The organism is Lentzea sp. NPDC036949, from assembly GCF_055608075.1.
The window spans coordinates 512,715-533,402 of sequence record NZ_JBVJRA010000002.1 but is presented as its reverse complement, the minus strand read 5'-3'; the positions used below and the strand labels follow the sequence as shown (position 1 = coordinate 533,402).

15 protein-coding genes and 1 pseudogene are annotated in these 20,688 nt (G+C 62.1%); 12 read left to right on the top strand and 4 right to left on the bottom strand.

From position 1 onward, the window contains the following. Nucleotides 1–88: 88 nt before the first annotated feature. Together ACZ7CD_RS08225 and ACZ7CD_RS08220 are read left to right on the top strand one after the other, a co-directional pair. A complete protein-coding gene (locus ACZ7CD_RS08225; protein ID WP_470378618.1) occupies nucleotides 89–1,654 on the top strand; it encodes a helix-turn-helix domain-containing protein in 1,566 nt (521 codons plus the stop codon). After that, nucleotides 1,651–2,001 carry a signal peptidase I gene (locus ACZ7CD_RS08220; RefSeq protein ID WP_470378617.1) on the top strand — a complete coding sequence of 117 codons (351 nt, stop codon included), beginning with the start codon at nucleotides 1,651–1,653 and terminating at the stop codon, nucleotides 1,999–2,001. The genes ACZ7CD_RS08225 and ACZ7CD_RS08220 overlap by 4 nt, the downstream gene beginning before the upstream one ends. Here ACZ7CD_RS08220 and ACZ7CD_RS08215 read toward each other — a convergent pair. Further along, entirely contained in the window at nucleotides 1,990–3,585 is a 1,596-nt protein-coding gene (locus ACZ7CD_RS08215) for a transcriptional regulator (protein ID WP_470378616.1), read from the bottom strand. The genes ACZ7CD_RS08220 and ACZ7CD_RS08215 overlap by 12 nt on opposite strands. A 521-nt stretch (nucleotides 3,586–4,106) precedes the next feature. Here ACZ7CD_RS08215 and ACZ7CD_RS08210 point away from each other — a divergent pair. Continuing rightward, a complete protein-coding gene (locus ACZ7CD_RS08210) occupies nucleotides 4,107–5,006 on the top strand; it encodes a helix-turn-helix domain-containing protein (RefSeq protein WP_470378615.1) in 900 nt (299 codons plus the stop codon). Nucleotides 5,007–5,204: 198 nt separating this feature from the next. Beyond that, nucleotides 5,205–5,912: a DUF5753 domain-containing protein gene (locus ACZ7CD_RS08205; RefSeq protein WP_470378614.1), complete on the top strand. Its 708-nt coding sequence runs from the start codon at nucleotides 5,205–5,207 to the stop codon at nucleotides 5,910–5,912. Nucleotides 5,913–6,017: 105 nt separating this feature from the next. Here ACZ7CD_RS08205 and ACZ7CD_RS08200 read toward each other — a convergent pair whose 3' ends face one another. Together ACZ7CD_RS08200 and ACZ7CD_RS08195 are read right to left on the bottom strand one after the other, a co-directional pair. Next, the gene (locus ACZ7CD_RS08200; protein ID WP_470378613.1) at nucleotides 6,018–8,294 is read right to left on the bottom strand and encodes a tetratricopeptide repeat protein; all 2,277 of its coding nucleotides are present in this window, start codon (nucleotides 8,292–8,294) and stop codon (nucleotides 6,018–6,020) included. A gap of 385 nt (nucleotides 8,295–8,679) precedes the next feature. Continuing rightward, complete coding sequence (locus tag ACZ7CD_RS08195) at nucleotides 8,680–9,288, bottom strand: hypothetical protein (protein ID WP_470378612.1); 609 nt, start codon at nucleotides 9,286–9,288, stop codon at nucleotides 8,680–8,682. Nucleotides 9,289–9,657: 369 nt separating this feature from the next. Between ACZ7CD_RS08195 and ACZ7CD_RS08190 the strand changes: the two genes are divergently transcribed. Both ACZ7CD_RS08190 and ACZ7CD_RS08185 read left to right on the top strand, forming a co-directional pair. Then, nucleotides 9,658–10,359, top strand: coding sequence for a hypothetical protein (locus ACZ7CD_RS08190; protein WP_470378611.1), 702 nt, complete (start codon nucleotides 9,658–9,660; stop codon nucleotides 10,357–10,359). Nucleotides 10,360–10,583: 224 nt separating this feature from the next. Continuing rightward, nucleotides 10,584–11,147, top strand: coding sequence for a hypothetical protein (locus ACZ7CD_RS08185; RefSeq protein WP_470378610.1), 564 nt, complete (start codon nucleotides 10,584–10,586; stop codon nucleotides 11,145–11,147). A 569-nt stretch (nucleotides 11,148–11,716) separates the two neighbouring features. Here ACZ7CD_RS08185 and ACZ7CD_RS08180 read toward each other — a convergent pair. Further along, nucleotides 11,717–12,172, bottom strand: a complete 456-nt coding sequence (locus ACZ7CD_RS08180) for a hypothetical protein (protein WP_470378725.1) — start codon at nucleotides 12,170–12,172, stop codon at nucleotides 11,717–11,719. Between the two features lie 216 nt (nucleotides 12,173–12,388). On the opposite strand from ACZ7CD_RS08180, the pseudogene ACZ7CD_RS08175 reads away from it, so the two are divergent. From ACZ7CD_RS08175 to ACZ7CD_RS08150, 6 genes and pseudogenes are all read left to right on the top strand, one after another. After that, nucleotides 12,389–12,529, top strand: a pseudogene (locus ACZ7CD_RS08175) (acetyl-CoA C-acyltransferase); the annotation flags it as partial. Between the two features lie 229 nt (nucleotides 12,530–12,758). Beyond that, nucleotides 12,759–13,448 carry a DUF7822 domain-containing protein gene (locus tag ACZ7CD_RS08170; RefSeq protein WP_360383472.1) on the top strand — a complete coding sequence of 230 codons (690 nt, stop codon included), beginning with the start codon at nucleotides 12,759–12,761 and terminating at the stop codon, nucleotides 13,446–13,448. A 1,640-nt stretch (nucleotides 13,449–15,088) separates the two neighbouring features. Continuing rightward, the gene (locus tag ACZ7CD_RS08165; protein ID WP_470378609.1) at nucleotides 15,089–16,981 is read left to right on the top strand and encodes an endo-1,4-beta-xylanase; all 1,893 of its coding nucleotides are present in this window, start codon (nucleotides 15,089–15,091) and stop codon (nucleotides 16,979–16,981) included. 415 nt (nucleotides 16,982–17,396) lie between these two features. Beyond that, complete coding sequence (locus ACZ7CD_RS08160; RefSeq protein ID WP_470378608.1) at nucleotides 17,397–18,413, top strand: SMP-30/gluconolactonase/LRE family protein; 1,017 nt, start codon at nucleotides 17,397–17,399, stop codon at nucleotides 18,411–18,413. A 754-nt stretch (nucleotides 18,414–19,167) separates the two neighbouring features. Next, a complete protein-coding gene (locus tag ACZ7CD_RS08155) occupies nucleotides 19,168–19,866 on the top strand; it encodes a helix-turn-helix domain-containing protein (protein ID WP_360383480.1) in 699 nt (232 codons plus the stop codon). A 38-nt stretch (nucleotides 19,867–19,904) separates the two neighbouring features. Further along, a complete protein-coding gene (locus tag ACZ7CD_RS08150; RefSeq protein WP_470378607.1) occupies nucleotides 19,905–20,684 on the top strand; it encodes an IclR family transcriptional regulator in 780 nt (259 codons plus the stop codon). The last annotated feature ends 4 nt before the right edge of the window (nucleotides 20,685–20,688 follow it).

The window sequence follows — 20,688 nt, the reverse complement described above, 5'->3', positions numbered from 1 at the left end:
TATCAATTCCAGCGCGCAACGCCGTGCAAACCCATGCATGAGCGATGCATGTTCAATGCAACTTCTGCGCTTCGGGGGTAGCGCAACCATGAGCGTTGACTGGACCGGCGAAACGGCGAGCGCCCTGCAGAGCGCAATGCGACTGACTCACGAAGCGTTCGCCGAGCGCCTGGGCATCGGCGTTCGCACTGTCGCCTCCTGGCACCAGAAGCCGGACACGAAGCCCCGTGGGGACATGAAGGGCATCCTCGACACCGCGCTGGAGCAGGCTCCCGACGACGTCAAAGCCCGTTTCGCCAGGTTGATCAGCGGCGGTCCGCTCGACCTCCCCAGAGGCGCGGCTGAAGACGCCGAACGACGGCTCACCGCGGACCCCACGATCGTCGCGGCCCTGAACTGGCTCGACGCCCACACCGGCTGGGATCCCGGCACGGCTCGCCGCGAGGTAGCCGCGCGTCTCGTGGCTCTAGACATCCGTGACCTGCACGACCGTGGTGTCCGGCGCAGCAGCGTGAACCAGCGCGACACCGTGCGCGCACTCGCGGACTACTACGGCACCACAACCACCGGCCACGGCCGCTACACCGCGGCGTTCGGCGCGACCACGACCGCCTCGACCACGGTGTTGACTCACCCGGACTGGCTTGATCTCGACTGCCCGCTGTTCCCCAAGCACGACAAACTGAAGCTCGCCGGCGTGACCCCGGCCGACAACATCACCATTGACGAGGCGAGCGCAGACCGCGCCGCACAACGGCTTGCCGAAGCTCTGGCTCTCGGCAATCGCATGGTGAACATGCCGCTGTTCCGCCTGCTCGACGTGGACATGCGGAAGCACCGGCTCGCGGGCACCGTGGGCGTGAGCGACTTCGTTGGCTACGTGGTGACGATGGACTTGCTCGAAGGCGAGCTGATCGACGCGCTCACCACCGACAAGCCGATCGACGCCAGCTCACTCCCCATGCGCAACGCCTACCTGCCAAACCTCTCCGCAGTGCTGAACGTCGGAGACCGGCTCTGCGCAGGCGGAGTCCTCGCCCTCACCGCCATCGCGCGCCCAGCAGACGCGTTCCGCAGCGAGCCCGACTACCTGCTGCTGATCCAGGAACGCTCAGGCCACGTCATCAACGCCGCCCGCCGCCTGGCCGTGATCCCGAAGGGCTTCCACCAGCCGCTCACCGACTTCCGCGCCGACACACAGGTAGGCGCAACCCTCCGCCGAGAGATGGAAGAAGAGCTGTTCGGCCGCGAAGACCTCGACAACACGCTCAGCGAACAGCGCCACGCAGACCCGATGCACCCGAGCCGGCTGTCCGAGCCGATGCGCTGGCTCTTGGCCGAACCCGGTCGTCTCCGCATGGAGTGCACTGGCTTCGGTCTCAACCTCGTGAGCGGCAACTTCGAGTTCGCGAGCCTGATCGTGATCGAGGACGAGGAGTTCTGGAACCGCTTCGGCGGCGACGTCCAAGCGAACTGGGAAGCCTCCCGTCTGCGCCAGTACTCCAGCCACGACAGGGAGCTGCTGGACGAGCTCGTGAACGATGTAGCTTGGAGCAACGAAGGGCTGTTCGCCCTTCTGCAGGGTCTACGCCGCCTCCGCGAGATCGGCGGCAACCGCGTAGACCTGCCAGAGATCGAATGGGAGATCAGGTGACCGTCAACTGGCAAGCCGGAAACGCCGCGGACGACACGACGGAGACCCGCGGCTGGCTAGTCGGACACTTCATCGACCCATCGATCGGCGTCCGCTCCCAGAAGGACGTTGAAGTGAAGTGGGGGGTCCACCCCGCCGGTGACAAGCGTCCGGAGTGGACTGCAGACGACCAGCGCACGACGCTGGTTCTGTTGGTAGAGGGCAACTTCCGCGTGGACACCACCGATGGCAGCAAGACCATGAGTCGCCAGGGTGACTACATCATGTGGGGTCCAGGCGTCGACCACTCGTGGGAAGCACTCGCGGACTCCGTCGTTATGACCGTCCGCTGGCCGTCACAGACCTGACAGCTCGAAGTTCGGCAGGCTCACCCGAGAGCCGCCGATCTCGCGCAACCGCCGGAGCCCTTGGAGCAACGCGAACAACCCCTCGTTGCTCCAAGCCTCCTGCTGGATCAGGTCCGTGATGAGTTCGCTGTCCAGGCTTGAGTACAACGTCAGCCCGGATGTCTCCCAGTTCGCCTCAAGCTGCCCGCCGAACCGCGGCCAAAACTCCTCGTCTTCGATCACCACGAGCGTCGCGAACTCGTAGTTGCCGCTCACGAGGTTCAGACCGAACCCGGTGCACTCCATACGCAGCCGCTCCGGCTCGTCCTCCAGCCAACGCATCGGCACTGACCAGCGACCCGGATGCATCGGCGATACCGCACGCGTGACACCTCTGGTCGCGTCCACGTCGCTGCGCCCGAACAGCTCCTCCTCCAGCTCTCGCCGGAGCGTGGCACCGATCCGCACATCAGCGCGAGGATCGGTGAGCGGCTGGTGGAAGCCTTTCGGGATGACCGCCAGCTTCCTAGCGGCGTTCACCACCTGGTCCGACCGTGTCTGCACGATCAAGGCGTAGTCCGCGGCACCGCGGAATGGGTCCGCTGGCCGTGCAATTGCCACAAGCGTCAGAACTCCACCGGCACAGACTCGTCCGGCGACGTCGAGCACGGTATGCATGTTCGGCAAGTACTTATCCCGCAACGGATTCACTGCGCTGGAGCCACTCGTCACCGAATCCGTCAGCTCCGCTTCGAGCAGGTCCATCGTCAGCGCGTACTCGACAAAGCTCCCCACGTCCACCGTCCCGCCGATACCCCGTGCACTGACGTCGATCCGCGCCAACCGGTACAGCGGCAGGTTCGCGAACCGCACACCAAGAGCCGCAGACGTCACGAGCCGCTGAACAGCAGCCTCCGCGCCACCTTCGTCCAACACACGGGCCGCTTCAGTTCTCTGCGCCAAGACCAGCCGCTCGTTATCCGCGTCGAGCAGTAGCCCAAGGTCACTCCATTCCGGCCGCGTGAACACGCTGGTTCGAACATCCAGGGCAGGACCGCGGACGCCGAATGTGTCGCCGGTTCGGTAGTACCGCCTCACCGCGTCCGCGACCTGTCGCCGGCCGATCCGGCTCCGCCGCGCACGCTGGTCTTGGAGCACTCCGATGTCGGCGAGCTTCAGCCCGGCACCCACCTTCGCCGCGGCCGAACCCTCAGCCCAACCGGCCGCATCATCCAGCCACTCGAACGCACCCATCAGGCCAGGGCGAACCGGCACATCAATCACACGTCCTGCAGGACTGCGCTCCGTCGGCGGAGACAGCAGCTCCTCGACCGGCGTGCCGAGCATGCTCTCCAGCAACCGGGCGGTACTCGCCTTCACTCGACCAAGAGACTCGTCAGCGGACCGACGACCAGCGACCAGCCTCTGGAGGTGCCGGAGTCCGAGCGTGCCGGGCTCCCGATGCTCGCGCGCGTACAGCTCGGCTTCCTGGACAAACTCCTCCAGCGTCAGCCGACGCTCCCATATGCGCTGTTCAAGCACCGTGCGAAACGCCCGCATCACTCCTCCTAGCTCCCCAGGTCGCAGCAGGTCGTCCGAGGTCACCCACAGGCCGTACCGCTGATCGAGCGCTGATGAAATCTTGATTTCAGTCTGACACGCCTGCTCCGCAGACGTCAGACCGTCCGGTGACGTGAGGACTCCGCGTCCGCCTCAAACACGTCACCGGACCCCGCAAGCACGTGCCGCTGAGAAGGGAGCCGCCATGACCGCGCTCACTGTCGCGCTCGGGCTTGTGGCAGGGGTGACGTGGATGTGGGTCATCGGCGATCACCTCGACTGGTGGCGGCGAGCAGCCGCGCGCCACCGATACCTGAGACACCGCCATTAGACGGGGTTAGCGGATGAGCGACCTCCCAGCAGAGGCGTATGGCGAGGCGTGGTTGTCGCTTACCAACGAACAGCGCTCCCAGTTGCTGTCACTGCGACGAGACAACCAGCTCAGCGAGAAGTCACTGGATAAGGCGCCCACCAACCAAGGCGAGCACGAACAGCCCCGCCGGCCGGAGACCACGTAGCCAGCGAGCTTCTCATCAGTCCTTCACAGCAGAGCAAGGAATCGGGATATGCCCAAGAGGTACTCCACCGCGCGCGGACGCGAGTTCGGCGAGAGGTTGCGCGCGGCCATCGCGCAAGCGGGCATGACCTCCCGACAGCTCGCCGACCTGCTGGGCTGGGATGAGGCCAAGGTCTCGAACGTGCTGAACGGCAAGGGAGGGATTACCACCTTGGAGCTCGCGGTGGTGCTCGGCATCTGCCGCGTCTCCGAGCCCGAGCGCGAGGACCTGCTCAGCCTCTTCCCTGCTACCGAGTTGCACGGCTGGTGGCAGGCACACGGCAAGTACGCGCCCGTCCGACCACACACAGCCCTCATCAACCTTGCCGCGGCGAAGACCCTCGTCAGCTGGCATCCTCATGCGATCCCGGACCTCCTCCGGACAGCCGACTACGCGCGTGGAGTGCTGGCCGCGTCAGCCACCGTGCCGGCGACCGAACTGGACGAGCGGCTGCGCGCGATGCACGACATGCAGGAGCTGCTGCGCAACGATCTCGATTGCACGTTCTACGTCCACGAATTCGCCTTTGAACTCCAGGTCGGTGGGCGCGAAGGGCACATCGCCCAGCTACAGCACCTCTTGCGCATGGCGGCCTGGAGGAAGATCAGAATTTTGATCGTGCCAGCGGCGGCCGGTGCGCATGCCGGCATGGCTGGACCGTTTACACAGCTCACGTTCTCGAAGTACCAGCCTCTGATCTGGATCACCACCGAGAACTCCAGCCTCTTCGTCGAAGAGGAACACGCGGTCGAGGGGTACAAGGCGGTCCTTCAGACACTCGACGAGATCAGCCTCGACGAGGAGCAGTCGCTGAAGTGGATCTCCCGCCGATGCGTGCGCCTCCAGGAGTCCGACGGAGCCGAGGACGTGACCCGCGAAGACGAGGATGAACCCTTTCCCCCGCCGTAAGCGACAAGCGCTGCACTATCGAGACGAAAGCGAGCAGAGTGATCGTGAGGCGTCGATCTCCTCATGCCTAGGGACTTCCGAGCTACTGCTCTCGAACGCGCTGTAGGCCGCAAGCTAGTCAGGTGGCGAGACGACCGCAATCTCAGTCTCTTCGAAGCGGGCAAGCTCGTTGGTTTCAGCAGCGCCAAACTATCCATGATGGAAAACGCGATACAGCCATCCGCGGCCATCGACATCATGGCGCTGGGCTACGTGTACAGGGTGCCGACGCCTCAGTGGCAGTTCGTGGTGTCGCAGGCTCAGCACGCCGCACACCTGAGAGCGTCCCGGCAGTCGCAAGCAGCCATCTTTAATCCAGCTGAGGATTTTCCGCACTTGATTGGTGATGCAACACGGCTGCGAACGTTCGCTATGGACAGCGTGCCGACCATTTTGCAACTCGCCGAATACACCGCAGCAGCGACACGATGGGATGGCCCGGATAGAGCCATGCAGCTCTCACATGTCAGAGAGACATGGGTAACCCGCTCAAGCGGTGACGATCCGCTTGCGGTCGAGGCAGTGTTTTCAGAAGCCGTGCTGTGGCAGCTAGTGGGCGGCAGGCGCGTACTGAAGGCGCAACTACTTCATCTCATAGAGTTGAGCCAACTGCCAAAGATGAGCATTCGCGTACTGCCATATTCAACTGAAGCCTATGCCGCAACGGGCTGCCCTTTCACCTGGCTGACGTTTCCACACCGCCAACATAATGACGTGGTGTACACGGAAAGTTTTCTGCACTCCGAGTACGTGGAGACTGAATCCAAGATTCAGCAACTAGCTGAACGGTACTCTGCCTTGCGAGGAACGGCGCTTAACGAGGACCAATCCCTGGAGCTCATCGTCGAGGCGGTGACGAACCTCTAGCGAGATAAGCGGAGGTCAGCAAAAATAACATCGTTTCACTGAGACACCGAAAATAGCTGACGACCTCCGCTCGATAGAACCGATATAGCAGCGTACATCCGCATACTACGCCGGCGGACGAACACGTCGAAACATAATCAACCGATTTCCTTCACGTCGAAAATCGAAACCAAATTGAGTAAGGAAGCGCTCGTGAGCAGGAGTTGGGTCACCGTCGTCCAACAGCCTGAAAGATTCCTTCTCGTTTCCCATCAAAGCTTCACAGTACGCCTGCAACTCCCTCGCGGACTTCTCAAGCTGAACCTCCTTCACTGATATGTCAGACGCATGTTCTCTCGCCTCCGCAAAAAGATCCCGCACTACAACAACCGGCGTGCCCTCACCAAGAAGGAACAAGCCATAGTTAATCTTCCAGGCAGCAAGCTCAGCTGTCGGTTCGGACACAAGTCGCTCCATCATGTCTAGACCCTCGCTTAGGAGCGCTGCCGCAGTATCAGTCACACCAAGATCCGCCAAGACCTCTCCACGCATAAATAACGTTCGTGCAAGGTTTGGGGATACAAGCTCACTCTCCTGACCGATTTTCTGCCCAACGCGTAGAACCTTTGCAGCCTGAACCGGATTCCCGGAATTTCGGTGTATCGTCGCGAGTATCAAATAGGCCTCAACTGCCTCATTCCAGTCTCGATCACCAGTGGCCTTACTAACAGCACCCTCAGCAAACGCCAACGCACTGGAGAGATCTCCTGCCTTATATCGAACGCGAGATAGGTCAGCGATCGATTCAATAAGTCGGCGGTGATCGCCCTCCCTTTCGTAAATTACCCTCGATTTTTCATACAGTTCCTCAGCTTCTCCATACCTCCTTTGCAGTTCCCGCAATGATCCTAGACCGCCATATCCAATGGCGGTCATGATGTGATTGGGGCCAAACACCTTTAGCTTTATTGCCAAGCTCCCCTCATACAGAGAAGCAGCTTCGTCTCCTCCATCGAGATTCGAAATAGCGCGCGCCAAGTTATGCATAACGCTGGCCCTAGCTGATTCAGCTGCAGTATCGCTATAGCCTACAAGCGAGCTGAGGGCGCTCCTCAACATTGCTTCCGCCTCAACGCGCTGTCCCTTTTGGGACAAATAGGGCGCCATCTTGATGTAGAAATGAGCAGCGCCTGCGGGATGGAACCCTTTTTCATTCGACAGGTGCTTTGCGACCATTACGCAGTGAGGAATAAGAAGCTCAACTAGCTGCCACTCAGCCACATCTGTCGTTCGCTCTGGAAGCTGTTCTGTCAGTAGCAAGGTCGCAGACATCAGACTCTGAGCACGGTCGTCCCCTTCAAGCGATGAGCGAACGACATCCTGAACAAGTTCATGCACTGAAACGAAATCCCCATCGCGCTCAAGCAGCGAGAAAGAACGCAATGAGGCGATGCAGTCCTCGATAGCGAGGGCATCAAACGGCACATATGATTTGAATGGCGCGTCATCGGGCGGCGAGATCAATGGGATCGGAGTCGACGAGACAAAGGCCAACGTCTTCAGCAGGTTGAAAGCGCGGCTATCAAGCCTTGCCGTGGTGGCTCGCAGCAGAGAGCTGAACGAATCGACGCCAGATGAGTTCCGTTCGAGCAGCTCCGACCTTCTCGATCGCAACAATGACACATACTTATCGACAGGCATACCAGTGCGAGCGATATAGCTTGCAGCTTGATCTATAGCTAACGGATGACCCAATGTTGCATCATAAATCTCCCCGACAATGTTAGTCGGCATGCCTTCTTGCACATTAGATAGAATCTCCGCCGCTTGCTCTATTGTCAGTTTTGGAAGTCGAAGAAGGACCTTAGTCGACGACCAATCAGCAGCTTGAGTAGTAAAAACTAGGTGGCCACCAGAAGCAGGAGAGAACTTTTCCGTCACTGAATCCGGCGCATTATCGAAAACGATCAGCCAACCGGACACTCCTTCCAGGCGAATGAGAACTCGGCGCACGTACCCCTCGATCGTTTCGCCATCGTCTTGAGCGAGACCAACGTAAGCTCCAATTGCCGCCAAATCGGTAAGCGTCGTGACCTCATCATGCGCCCTAATCCACCATCGGAAGGTATACGTCATCGAATCTTGAAAGAATGACAGCGCCTCCTGGGTCTTCCCGCAGCCCGACACTCCAGATATCACAACCTTCGATCTATCCTGAAGACGCTGCAATATTTCTTGTTGCACATCCGCGCGGCTGACGTACCGATGTGCCCTAGGTGGAAGGTGAGAGTATGAGACAGACAGATCGACGGCTGCCGAAAATCCCAGGTATCTGCTCTCGTGCTTCTCCTTCCACTTAAAGAGAAGACTAGGTGGATAATTTTTCCATGCATCATCAATCATCCTATGATGACGCCTGCACAGGATTAGACAGTTCTTATATGAATCGGTGTATTCTGCGGGAAGACTCGGATCATGACGAGCCGAACCGGGCGCGCCCGCACTACCATAAATGTGAGCAATTTCCCCAATAGTCACCCATTTGTACTTGTCCCATACGACCAATTTTTGATCACAGTCAGGATAAGCACAGACGAGCCCAGACCGCGCCCAGAGCAGGTTGCAGTCCGGATTTGGCGGTCGCTCTGTCATCGAATTGGCCTCACATTATCTAGCAAGTGATGCTGCCCAGTGCTACTTCGTGTGTCCCGCCAAACCATGCCAACGTTACTGAGATCTGCAAGATCGTTACCAACTCGCAATTGTCGTGGGTCGTTCTCTCAACCCGTTATGGACGATGATGCCGGCGTGAATGTCTGATCCGATAGATGCACTTGTTCCCGAACTCGACAATCTTCACAAAAGACCGCTTGAGCCTTCGTTCTCCCTTACGATCAGCCCCCAACTCAATCCTTATGACATCAACGAGTAGCTGCCGCGCGGCAAGAACAGTTTTACGCTCATTGTGATAGTTGTCTGTCTTATTTTCATATGGCCCAGCTGGCCGCACGTGGTGCTGAATACCTTCAAAACTATTCATAAGATGTTGTGCTGCTTGAACGACGCCATCGCTAGCAATAAGTTCAATCTCAGACATGCGACGTTCAAGTTCGCTCTTGATATCAATGAGTGTCGCGTATATCTGATCCATGCCCCGGCTGGTTTGATCACTAGTCGCGGTTTTCGTCCCCTCGTCCGCAATATGGGCGAGCCGAGAACATTGATCAAGAAAAGGATCGATGTTCTTCAACATTTCAGCTACGGCTTCGAGCTCAACCGTACGCCGCCATTGCGTTCGCTGAATATCTCTGTTGGCACGTGCCGTAATGACCGCATTTATGACGGAGAACGCGGCGGCAGTGAAAGCCGCAATGGTCGCCCACGCAGACGCAGTCACAGCACACCAACGATCCGTATCGTTGTCACGGCATCAAGACGTCCACCCAGCTGTCCCATGTTGACATGTCCTCTCGTGTCCCCAGTCGGCCTCCGCCGGCGCCGGAGCGCGGATACTAGCGACTCTCGTGACCCCTTGTGGAGGGACGTCAGGGATGGCGGTTCATGTGTAGTAGCACTCCAAACGGCCCTTACGCGAGCCAGATCCGCATACCACTATCGTGCGCATCTAGTAGGGAGTGTCGGCGAGGCTGCTCCCGTCGGTTGCCTCAACAGGACTTAAGGACCTGGCACAGGCGTGCGTGGCACCCGCTGACACCATCGGTGTACATGCTTCTATCCTTACTAGAGCTTCCACTACAATTCCACCGTGAACTTCGTAACGCATCTTCCCGCAATCGCCAGCAGCGTTTCCGCTCTAGCCGGAAGCGCCGGAGCAATTGTCGCCGCCACAGCGTTAAAAAAGAATCGTGAAGACCAATCGCGGCGAGATGCGGCAGGTTTACACGCCTCTGCGCATATCGTGCGTTGCAAGGTCTCCACATACAGACTAGATCAGACAGGCGACGAAGATCAACGCAATTCGGTTCTGGATTTTCAGTTTGTAATCAAGGTGGCCAACACATCGGCTCATCCTTACTATTCGGTAGTCAGTTCTGTCTACGTTCCTGCACGCCAAAAGAGATTCGCCGCTCACGTTGATATTATTCCAGCAAGTTCTGCCCGTTATGCGCGACTTTTTGGGGTAGACGGATGCGACGTAACAGCTCTGCCGAATGACGCATTAGTTCAGACAACTTTCGTAGATAGCCAAGGTCGAGAATGGCATCGAGACACCCAGGGATTACTCAAGCGGCGAAAGGTTGGACGAGACTGGAGGAACGCGACCTTACATGCACGGCCTCATCGAGGATTCGCAATCCACCACATGTCTGAGACCGTAGAGCGATCAGAAGGCGGATACGAGGTGTATCTCGTACGAGATTGGGAGGGAGTCGAGGTAGAGGTGACAAATTTCAGGCCATCATCCAGAGATCGTGATGTAGAAGAAGCTGTTGACAGAATCGACTGACAAGCCAAACCTCACCTTCGAGTGTCCTCTAAGTAAGGTTTGATGTCGACCCGCAGGCACTGGCCGCAGGAGATGCCTCATTGATTGCACATTCTTCAATATCTGAAACCAAGGCAAACTGGGTGACTTTCAGTCCCATCGAGGCAGGTGATGTTCCGACATACCTTGCATTCTTCGCCGCCACGATAGCTGCAACTATCGCATGGCTAGCTTGGCGAAGGCAGGTGAAGAACTTCAAGGTGCAAGAAGGCGCACTCAAGACCCAGATTGACCTGCTGCGCGATCAAATCGACCAACAGCAGCAGGCTTTCGCGAAACAACTCGAATCCATGAGTGAGCAAGTAGGTTACATGCGCGAAGAGTCGCTATATCGGCAGCGGCTAGAGGAACGCGCGCAGGCCGTGTTGATCTCGACATGGCCTGGTGAGCACGGGGCAAACCTAGTCAACAGATCTGGCCAGCCTGTTCATTCGGTTATTGTTACCTCGGTTGCGGTGCAGGGCGCTGCCTGGAATAAGGGCGAAGAGCTGCCTGAGCATTTCTTCCACACTCACCGGAGGGAGCTCAGCCTACTACCAGACGGCGAGTGGCATGTCCCGATTGATTTGGTTACCGGCGGAATGCAACTAAGACCAGGGATGGAAATCGCCTTCACAGACTTTCAGGGAGCTCACTGGATTCGGCGCGCCAGCGGCCAACTGGAGCGAATTCACGTCAACCCCATTGAGTACTACAAGTTGATGAGGCCTGCAGACATCTACCTTCCAAGCAAAGGACTCGCTTCATAAGTTGCTTAAAGGCATGTCACTGAAAAGCGCTGCTGGCCCGCAGCGGTGATCTTTTTCGCCGTTCGCTGACCCAATCTTAACGATCACGTAGTCGCGCTTTCATGGTGCCGTAGCGCCCGCGGAACGGGGAAATTGTCAACATGGTTGTAGTACTCCGCCATCTCGCGTAGCACGGGTTCTCTGTGATCTCTTCGATGCCCGGTGAGCCTCCCGTCCCATCCAGGTTCGACATCCGGTGAGGCCGATGTCGACATCTAAAGCCCAGGTGGGACGGGTAAGGCCGTCCCGTCCCACCCGAGACTTTAAGCTATACGTGCAGGTAGAGATCGGTCTGGCCGTCCCTACGGCCCGTCCCTAGCGACCGCCTCACCGGACGGCTAGGACTCCTGGCTGCGGCACGGCAGCCTAGATGAGACGTGTAGTTAGCGAGCAAGATCGTCCTCGGACACCAGCACTATTCACCCCCACGGGGTTGATGGAGACATCAGCTTCGTGGGGGTTTTGCTTGTAACGGACCTGCAGGTCTATCGCCTCGTACAGCTCCTCCAGCCTCGTCGGGGCGTGGCCCCTCAGCGCCGCGCTGACGTCTCCGATCGAGTCGATCGCCGCATAGATCTCGGCGACGTCCCGCTCCACCGGTGCCGGGACGTTGTCCAAGGCAGCCCGTGCCGCCAGCCTCTCGCCTGCGCGTCGTTGATCGCCTCGACCAACGCAGCTGGATCGACGCCGGCCATGATGGCGTTCTGGAACCTCGTCAGCTTGGCTTCCGCGTCAGCGAGCCTCCTCTTCGCGGCATCGCGACTGACCTCGATCACCGGTTCTTGTGAGTCCATCAACGCGGCGACGGTCCGGTCCCGGTTCTTCCGGTCGAACAGGTGCCCGAGCCAGCCGTTGATGGCGTCCTGAAGAAGGTCCTCCCGCAAATAGACCGCTCCGGGATGCGACGCGAGCACCGGAGATCTCGGAGCGAGGGTGCGTGCCGGGCACCGGTAGTACATGGCTTTCTTACGTGGGCTGCGCTCCATCTTCCGCCCGCAGATGTCACACCGAATCCGGCCGCGAAACAGATAGCGGTGCTTCACCGCCCGTTCGGACCGCTCTGCCTTCCGCGCGATCCGCAGGCTGCCCTTTGATTTCCGCAGGAGCTGAGCAGCCGTGAAGTCCTCGATCTCCACGATGTTCGGGTGCGCCGGATTACGCGGCCGGATCACGCGGTCCGGACTGGCCTTGCGGAAGCGGACCACCCGGTCGGCGCCACCGGCGTACGCATGCTCGGCACCCTCGCGCGCGAACTGCACCGCCGCCAGACACGCTACGGCCTCGAGACCATGTGCATCGGTGGTAGCCAGGGCATGGCCGCCATCTTCGAACGGATCACGTAAGCGGTTGAGTCCTGTTTGAACACTCACGACCGGACGGAGCACCCGGCGATCACTCACCGCGACAACCGCTGAGAACTCGCGACAGTTGAATACGCGGCCTCATCAGTCTCAAGGGCCAACTCCTGCGGGGCGGGGGAAGCGGAGAACGCCCGCGTCTACCCGCAACCGAAACGGACCATCTGCCTCGGCCAGGCCTAGCCCCGCCGCAGGCCCGTCATAGGATCCGGTCATGGCGAACCGTTCGTACCTGTACAGCACCAGCAACCGGCCGGAGTCCTATGAGGATCGGCCGGAGACGGTCTCCGGGTTGTCGGAATGGCCCTACGCCATCCCGTTCTCATTCCTGGTGCTCCTGTCCGGCGATCCCCGGCTGTGCGCGTCCCTGATCGCCGACGGGTTCGACGGCGAGCCCCCGGAGAGCAGGACCACGCTGTACGCGATCAGCGGTGAGTTCGACGCCGGGTTCGCGCGGCTGACGAAGTTCGCCGCCGCCGTGCGCGCCGTGAGCGACGCCGAAGGCCTGCACGCCGGGCTCGCCGAGGCGGAGCGGTTCCTCGACGCGCACCGCGACCGGTACGTCCTGCTCGAGACCATCGAGCTCGACACCATGATCGAGAGCGGCGAGGACGAGCTGCGGGCGCTCATCGAGGGCCACCTCGACCTGTGCCGGGCGGCGGGCGCGGCCATCGACGCGCTGCCCGACGACGCGGCGGCGGCCGGGGCCGTGCTCGCCGCAGCGGCGGCCGAGCGGTCGGCGCCGCCGCTGGACGCGTTCCACGGGCTCGTGCTGACCGACGACTTCGACAACACGCGTGACGACAGGACCGAGAACCCGATCGGCCTCAGCTGGTGGACCGACGTCCTCTACTTCGCGCTGTGGAACCGAGCGGAGTACGCGGCGAACCAGCCGAAACAGTAGCTCGCGGCGGCCAGGACGATCTCGGCGATGGCCTCGTGCCCGGCTGGAGTGGGGTGGACGTCGGTGACCATGCAGAAGTACGTCAGCGCGCACACCCGCGCCACCGGCTGTGCGTGCCGAAAACTACGTCCATGCAGGTCAAGACATGACGATACTTGGAAGAAGACTCAGCCAAGATCATGTCCGTCTACGGTGAAGCGTTCGATCTGATTGGCTTTGACAGGCTGAGGCCGGACCCGCAAAGATGCCGCACCAGCGATCGGTGGGTGCGGTGCTCGTTGCGGTGGCGGTCGTACTCACGCAGCGCCTGCCGCATATGGGCCTGATTCCACACCAGCGCGTGGTGCAACAGGTCGCCGCGAAGTTCTTGCTCCAAGTCGATACGACTCAGCGACGAAAGATTGATCAGTGCCGACTGGCCCTCTATACCAAATTCGAGCTATCCAATAGCGTATGAACACACGAATTGCGCAAGCTCGCTACTTGCGGGGACTCAAGTCCCCCTCGGACACGTACGCTAAGCACACGCGAAGAGGTCGTCGCATAGACGGCCTCTTTTGCTTTGTCGTACCTCAGCCCGCTCCCAAGTTCCTCGTAGAGTCTCGCCAGCTTCTCCGGCTGCCCTTCGTTGATGATCACGGTCACCTTTGCGAGGGAGTCCACCGCGGCCTGTAGCTCTGCGGCAGTCGCCAGGTTCGGTGCGGGCAAGCCGTCGAGTTCGGCTCTCGCCGCGGCCCTGCGCGTGCCGAAACTATGTTTGCGCAGGTCAAGCGGCATGCCGATACACGCGGAGGCTCCGCCGAGACAGTCCCGTTGAAGTACCCCGCAGGGCGTCCGATCTGGTCGGGTTCAAGAGCCTGCGACCGCGCTCGCAAGGGCGCTACGGCGGCAAGTGATCGGTGGGTTCGGTGCTCGTTGTAGTGCCGCTCGTACTCACGTAGCGCCTGACGCAGATGGTCTCGCGTGTTAGGGGTAACCGGGAAGACCTCCTGCCAGCTGGAGCGACGTATCAATCTCATCAGCGTGGCTAACCAGAAACGGTCCGCGAGCTCGTAATGAACCGGTCGGGCCAACTGCCGACGAAGCACAACGTTTCTCGTGCCACAGAACAAGAAGCTCCGCGCCCTTGGTCGCTTTACTGCGAACTAACACAGCCGGAACAGAAAGCAATTTGCACAACGCCTGGTACAACAGCGAACCAATCACCCATGCATGCTCGCAGTCGGTACAACCTCGCGCCTCAGAGAGGCGATGACCTTATGGGCGGCACAGCTGCGGAGATCGGGTCTCCCGCGCGGCGAAGATGTCCGGATCTCCCTGCTGGGACTACCTCTGACCGCGATCAAGGCCACCAGGGTCAGGCTGACCGGCGTGCAGACGCAGGCCGGGCTGCTGAGAGAGAAGTGCCTGGTGCTGCTCGGCTCCAGCGCCGGCGCGTCGACGGACCGACGGTGTGGCGGGAGTCCACTGACTCCGCGATGACCTCCTCCGGTTGTTGACCCGCGGGTGTTCGCGAGCGAGCTGGACGCGCGCTGACCCTCTGGCAGCGGAGTGCCGCGTTTGGGCCGAATGGTGCCTGGGTGCCAGGAGCAGGTCGCCTTATGGTTCTGGGAGCGCTCCCAGAACCTGGAGGATTCTCGATGAGGAGAGTTCTGGCCGGTCTGCTGGTCACCTCGATCGTGGCAGGGCTGCTGACGCACGGTCCCGCCGCGCTCGCCGCCGACACGCCGGTGACGGTGGTGTCCAGCACGTTCGAGGACGACACATCGCAGGGCTGGACCTCGCGCGGGGGAGAGACCACCGCGGTGAGCTCGGCCGTCGCACACGGAGGTGCCCGGAGCCTCCTCGTCTCGGGCCGGACTCAATCCTGGGAAGGGCCAGTACTCGCCCTGCTCGACGACGTCGAGAAGGGCGTGCGGTACAGCCTGTCGGTGTGGGTGCGGCTCGCGGGCGGTGAGGAGCCCGCGCGGCTTCGGATGTCCGTCGAACGCCATGCTGACGGCGTCACGTCCTACGAAGGGGTCGTCGGCGACACGCTCGTCACCGCCGACGGCTGGGTCAACCTCACCGGTGGCTACACGCTGGCGTCCGATGCCGACTTCCTCACCACCTACGTGGAGAGCTCCAGTCCTGCGGCGTCGTTCCACCTCGACGACTTCGTCCTGTCGTACACACCGCTTCCCCCGATCCAGACCGACATCCCCGCGTTGCGGGACGTGGTGCCGTTCCGGCACTTCGGGGTTGCCGCCGAGCCCGCCCTGCTGTACGGGGAGCACGGCAGGCTGCTCGACCGGCACTTCAGCTCGATCACGCCGGGCAGCCAGCTGAAGTGGGACGCGACCGAACCCGCCGAGGGCGCGTTCCGGTTCACGGACGCGGACACGCTCGTCGACTGGGCCAAGGCGCGGGGGAAGGCGATCCGCGGTCACACCCTCGTCTGGCACCAGCAGACTCCTGACTGGGTCTTCAAGGACTCCTCCGGCGCCGAGATGACACCCACCGCGGAGAACAAAGCGCTGCTGCTGCACCGCATCGAGACGCACATCCGCGCCGTGGTGGGCCGGTACCGCGACGACATCACGGCGTGGGACGTGGTGAACGAGGTCGTCGACGAGGCGCAACCGGACGGCCTGCGCCGCAACAAGTGGTTCGAGATCGCGGGACTGGACTACATCCGCACGGCGTTCCGCGTGGCGCACGAGGTCGCACCGAACGCCAAGCTGGTCATCAACGACTACAACACCAATGTGCCCGCGAAACGGGACCGGTTGTACGACCTCGTGTCCCAGCTGCGCGCGGAAGGCGTTCCCGTCGACTCTGTCGGACACCAGATGCACGTCAACGTCGACTGGCCCTCGGCCGCCGAGACGGAAGCGATGATCACCAAGTTCCTGCCCCTGGGCGTGGACCAGCAGATCACCGAGATGGACGTCTCGATCTACACCGACAGCAACCAGTCGTACCCGAGCCCGCCCGCCGCTTCCTTGCTGGCACAGGCACAGCGCTACCGCGACCTGTTCGCTGTGTTCACCAGGTACGCGCACGCGATCAGCTCGGTGACGTTCTGGGGCCTGGCCGACGACAGCACGTGGCTCGACACGTTCCCGGTGACCCGCAAGGACCACCCGCTGCTGTTCGACACCCGACTGCGAGCCAAGGACGCCTTCTGGGCCGTGGCCGATCCCAGCCGGATCGGGACCGTTCTCCCCACTGCCACCTGCGAAATCACCTACGAGACAACGGCGCAGTGGCAGGGCGGATTCCTCGGCTCGGTGCGGGTCACCAACTCCGCCACCGCACCGCTCGACTCGTGGACCCTCGCCTGGTCGTACGCCAACGGCCAGCGTGTGACCCAGCTCTGGAACGGTTCGTTCACCCAGGACGGTGCAGTGGTGACGGTGCACGGTGCGCCGTGGAACTCGGCGATCCCGCCCGGCGAGTCCCGCTCGTTCGGCTTCCTGGCGGACTGGAGCGGTGCGAACGACCGGCCGGCGTCCTTCGTCCTGAACGGCGCGCCGTGCCGGTGGGGGTGACGGTATCCCTCGCGACATCCTTCTCCCGAGAAGGACATGCGCAGAAGCCCGATGACGACCGCTGCCCACCAACGCTTACTGACCTGCACGAGCGTCTTTCTCGGGAGCACGAACAATTCGCACTCGACACGTCCCCCACGTCCATCGCTTTCTCACATGGCCCCGCTCGTCGAATTCGTCGAACCACCACTCGATTCGAGTGTCGAACCGCAGCGCACGTGAAGCGAGGACCTGATGGCGCCCGCGCGCAGCCACCCCACAAGCTAAAAAGTCACTCGAACTTTAGCGATCCCAAACACTCCGACGATCCACCTCTTAGCCGGAAGAAACCTTTTCGTCGCGTCTTGACCACACCGAAATCATCCTTCACAGTTCAAGGCACAGTCCTCCAAGCGGAAGCGAGGATGTCACCGGCATGAACATCCGAGCACGGCAGCGAAAGATCGCGGTGGCCACGATCATCCTGGGCATGGTCTCCGCGAGCGTCACCGGCACCTCGGTCGCGGCACCCGAAGGACCGTGCCCCGATGGGCCGTTCGGCACTCCGCTGCCCTCACCGAACCTGACCGCGACCAAGATCAAGGACGGGTTCAACTTCCTGGAGGGCCCGACCTGGGACGCGGCGACGCAAACCCTGTTGCTGTCCAACATGTACGACGGCACCGGCCCGCAGAACGTCCAGCCTTCGGACATCCTGCGGTACACCCCCTCGACGGGCACGTTCACCACTTTCGTCAAGAACGCGGGCAGCAACGGTCTGGCGATCAGCCGTGACGGCACGTCCGTCCTCGCGGCGACCCACGACCAGCGCAGCCTGTCCTCGTACGACCTGGCCACCGGGCGGCGGACGACGATCGCGGCGACCTACCAGGGACGACTGTTCAACTCTCCCAACGATGTCACCGTGGCCGCGAACGGAACGGCCTACTTCACCGACCCGAACTTCCAGCGCGCGAACCGCCCGGACCAGATGTCGGGCAGGACCGGCGTCTTCCGCGTCACCAACGGTGTCGTCACCCTGATCGACGACACGATCCGCCAGCCGAACGGCATCGAGCTCTCCCCTGACGGCAAGACCCTCTACGTCGGCGGCAACGCGACGGGCAAGATCTACCGCTACCCCGTCAACGCGGACGGGAGCACCGGGCAGCGCAGCGATTTCGCCTCGCTCGACGGCACCGACGGCGGCACCGTCGACTGCGCGGGAAACCTGTACCAGGCCACCTACGGCAGCGGGAAGGTCTACGTCTACTCCCCGGCCGGCAAGCTCCTCGGCACGATCTCCGCCGGCCGCAACGCGACCAACGTCGCCTTCGGCGGCCCCGACCGGAAAACCCTCTACATCACGTCGGGTACCGCGTCCACCGGCGGCAACACCGGAAACTTCGGCCTGTACAGCATTAGCTTGAACGTTCCCGGCTGGCCCTACTGACTCCGGCACATTCCGATGGGAACTCAAGTCCCCCTCGGACACCAAAATGTCGCAAATCTGCTACACCTACGTGCCAGGTGCTCAAGTCCGCTTGAGCACCTGTTCTGCACGGCGTCTTCAAGCCCGCCGGAAAGGGCTATCTCCGGCTGCCCGCTGATGCCCGATCGGACAGACCAGGGCGCCCGTCATGCGGGAACCAGCCGAGGAAGTCCTCGTCGGCCTACCACCCTTGCAGCCGATCCTTCATCCACATCGCAGTCGTACCGCCAGGTTCACTCGTTCGCGCACCCCCGTCGCACAGTGAGAGCAAGGTCACCGGCAGGGTTGAGCCAAGTTCTCACCGCGATCATTTCCGGCTTTGCGGGACTCCGCAGTCCCTGCCTCACGCCGGAGCTTCCCACGGGCTGAGCCGGTGGAGGTGACGCCGCCCGGCTCGGCACCCAACGCGCTCCCGATACCGCCCGAGTACCGCGCGGCGAATCTAGGTGCTCGAAGGGCGTTCGAACCACGAGATGGCGCACGAGCTCAAAGTTTCCCGGCGCACGAACAAGTTCCACCTGCCGCAAGCTCGGGTGCGCCGCCGAACCCAGCTGTCGTCCGCGCGCGGAGGCTTCGTGCTGCGGATGTGACTTCGCCCGGTCGCGCCGGGTACTGCGGTTCTCCGCAGTACCCGGCACTTCGTCCTGATTGACAGTGGGCTTTGCCAGCGGCGCTCCGTGCGCCGACAAGCCACTTGCCGCAGGAGGACACGTCTTTGTCCAGCGAGGAGGCCGTGCGAGGCCGCCCGGTCAAGAAGGCCTTCGAGCTCGTCGAGCTGTTGTCCTCTTCGGGAGCGATGACACTCGCAGAACTGGCGCGCGCGTCCGGCCTGCCGAAGTCCTCCCTGCACCGGATGATGGACGCCCTCACGGGTTCGAGCCTCGTCCGGCGCACGTCGAGCGGGTACGAGATCGGTGACTGTCTGTTCGACCTGATCGACGACAGCGCGCGGGCGCGGGTCGATCGGGTGCTGAAGTCCACGCTGGCACCGCACATCATCGACCTGCGGGAGAGGACGGGCGGTGTCGTCAGCACCGGGATCTTGGCGGGATCGCACGTCCGCCAGGTCGACGTGCAGTACGACCTGCGGCACCTGTGCCTCGTGCAACGAGTGCCCACGATGCTTCCCGCGCACTGCACCGCGATCGGCCGTGCCCTGCGGTCCCGCGACCCGGACGCCGTCGTGGTGGCGAACGGCGAGTTGTACAGCGGGGTGATCGGTGTCGCCGCCTCCCTCGTGGCCGGAGACCACCTGCCCCGCATGGCGATCAGCGTCTGGGGTCCGGCGGAAACGATCAACGTCGACTTCACCACCGCCCTCCTCAAGTACGCCGTTCGCGCCATGCGTTCGGACCTGCTGCGCTGCGCCCGACCGAGCGCGGCTGTGCTGGACGACCTGAAGCAGGCCAACTGATCCCGCTCGATCCAGCCACATCCCCAGGAGTCGTGCCGGTGGAGTCGCTTTCAGAAGCCCGCAACGCGCCGGGTGGTCCTCTGCGCAAGGCGCTCGCGTTGATCGAGGAGTTGGCTGGAGCCGAGGGCGCGATGTCGCTCTCCGACCTGGCCAGGCGGTGTGGCCGGCCCAAGTCGTCGGTCCACCGCGTGCTCGGCGTGCTGACCGACCTCAACCTCGTGGCTCCTTCCGAGGGTGGTTTCGTGCTCGGCGACCACCTCCACGACATGACCCGGCACAGCGACCGGGCCAAGGCCGAACGACTGCGCCGGATCTTCAACCCGCTCCTGGTCGACCTGCAGAACCGCACTCGCGGCATGGTCGCCCTGGACGTCCTCAACGGCACGCAGGTCCGCTACGTCGAACTGCTCTACCGCCACGAACTGGCCGGGTACGTGCAACGCCAGCCGTCGCTGCGCCAAGCCGCGAACACCGCCACCGGACGCGCCCTGCTGGCGTTCAGGCCGGATCTCCGCGAGCGCGTCGACGAGGTCGCCGCCGCGGCCGGTGTCAGGCCGGAACAGCTGATGCTCGACCTGCGCACCGTGCGCACGCGCGACATGGCGGTCGTGACCGAGGACGCCGGACGCGGCGGTTGCACCGTGGCGATACCGGTGCGCATCGGCGGTGAGCTGCCGTTCCTCGCGATCAGCGTCGCCAGTCCTGAACGGCTGGACGTGCCGCGCACCGCCATCGCGCTGCGCAGGGTCGCCACCATGGCGGCCGTGTTGGCCACCGCCCGGCCCACCAGCACGGCCAACGGCCGGCAGGTGAGCTGAGCGG

Bases quoted from the DNA above. Each gene is read 5' to 3' on its own strand.
- ACZ7CD_RS08205 (WP_470378614.1), top strand. From the start codon at position 5,205: ATGGAAAACGCGATACAGCCATCCGCGGCCATCGACATCATGGCGCTG.
- ACZ7CD_RS08225 (WP_470378618.1), top strand. From the start codon at position 89: ATGAGCGTTGACTGGACCGGCGAAACGGCGAGCGCCCTGCAGAGCGCA.
- ACZ7CD_RS08160 (WP_470378608.1), top strand. From the start codon at position 17,397: ATGAACATCCGAGCACGGCAGCGAAAGATCGCGGTGGCCACGATCATC.
- ACZ7CD_RS08200 (WP_470378613.1), bottom strand. From the start codon at position 8,294: ATGATTGATGATGCATGGAAAAATTATCCACCTAGTCTTCTCTTTAAG.
- ACZ7CD_RS08165 (WP_470378609.1), top strand. From the start codon at position 15,089: ATGAGGAGAGTTCTGGCCGGTCTGCTGGTCACCTCGATCGTGGCAGGG.
- ACZ7CD_RS08170 (WP_360383472.1), top strand. From the start codon at position 12,759: ATGGCGAACCGTTCGTACCTGTACAGCACCAGCAACCGGCCGGAGTCC.
- ACZ7CD_RS08180 (WP_470378725.1), bottom strand. From the start codon at position 12,172: ATGGAGCGCAGCCCACGTAAGAAAGCCATGTACTACCGGTGCCCGGCA.
- ACZ7CD_RS08210 (WP_470378615.1), top strand. From the start codon at position 4,107: ATGCCCAAGAGGTACTCCACCGCGCGCGGACGCGAGTTCGGCGAGAGG.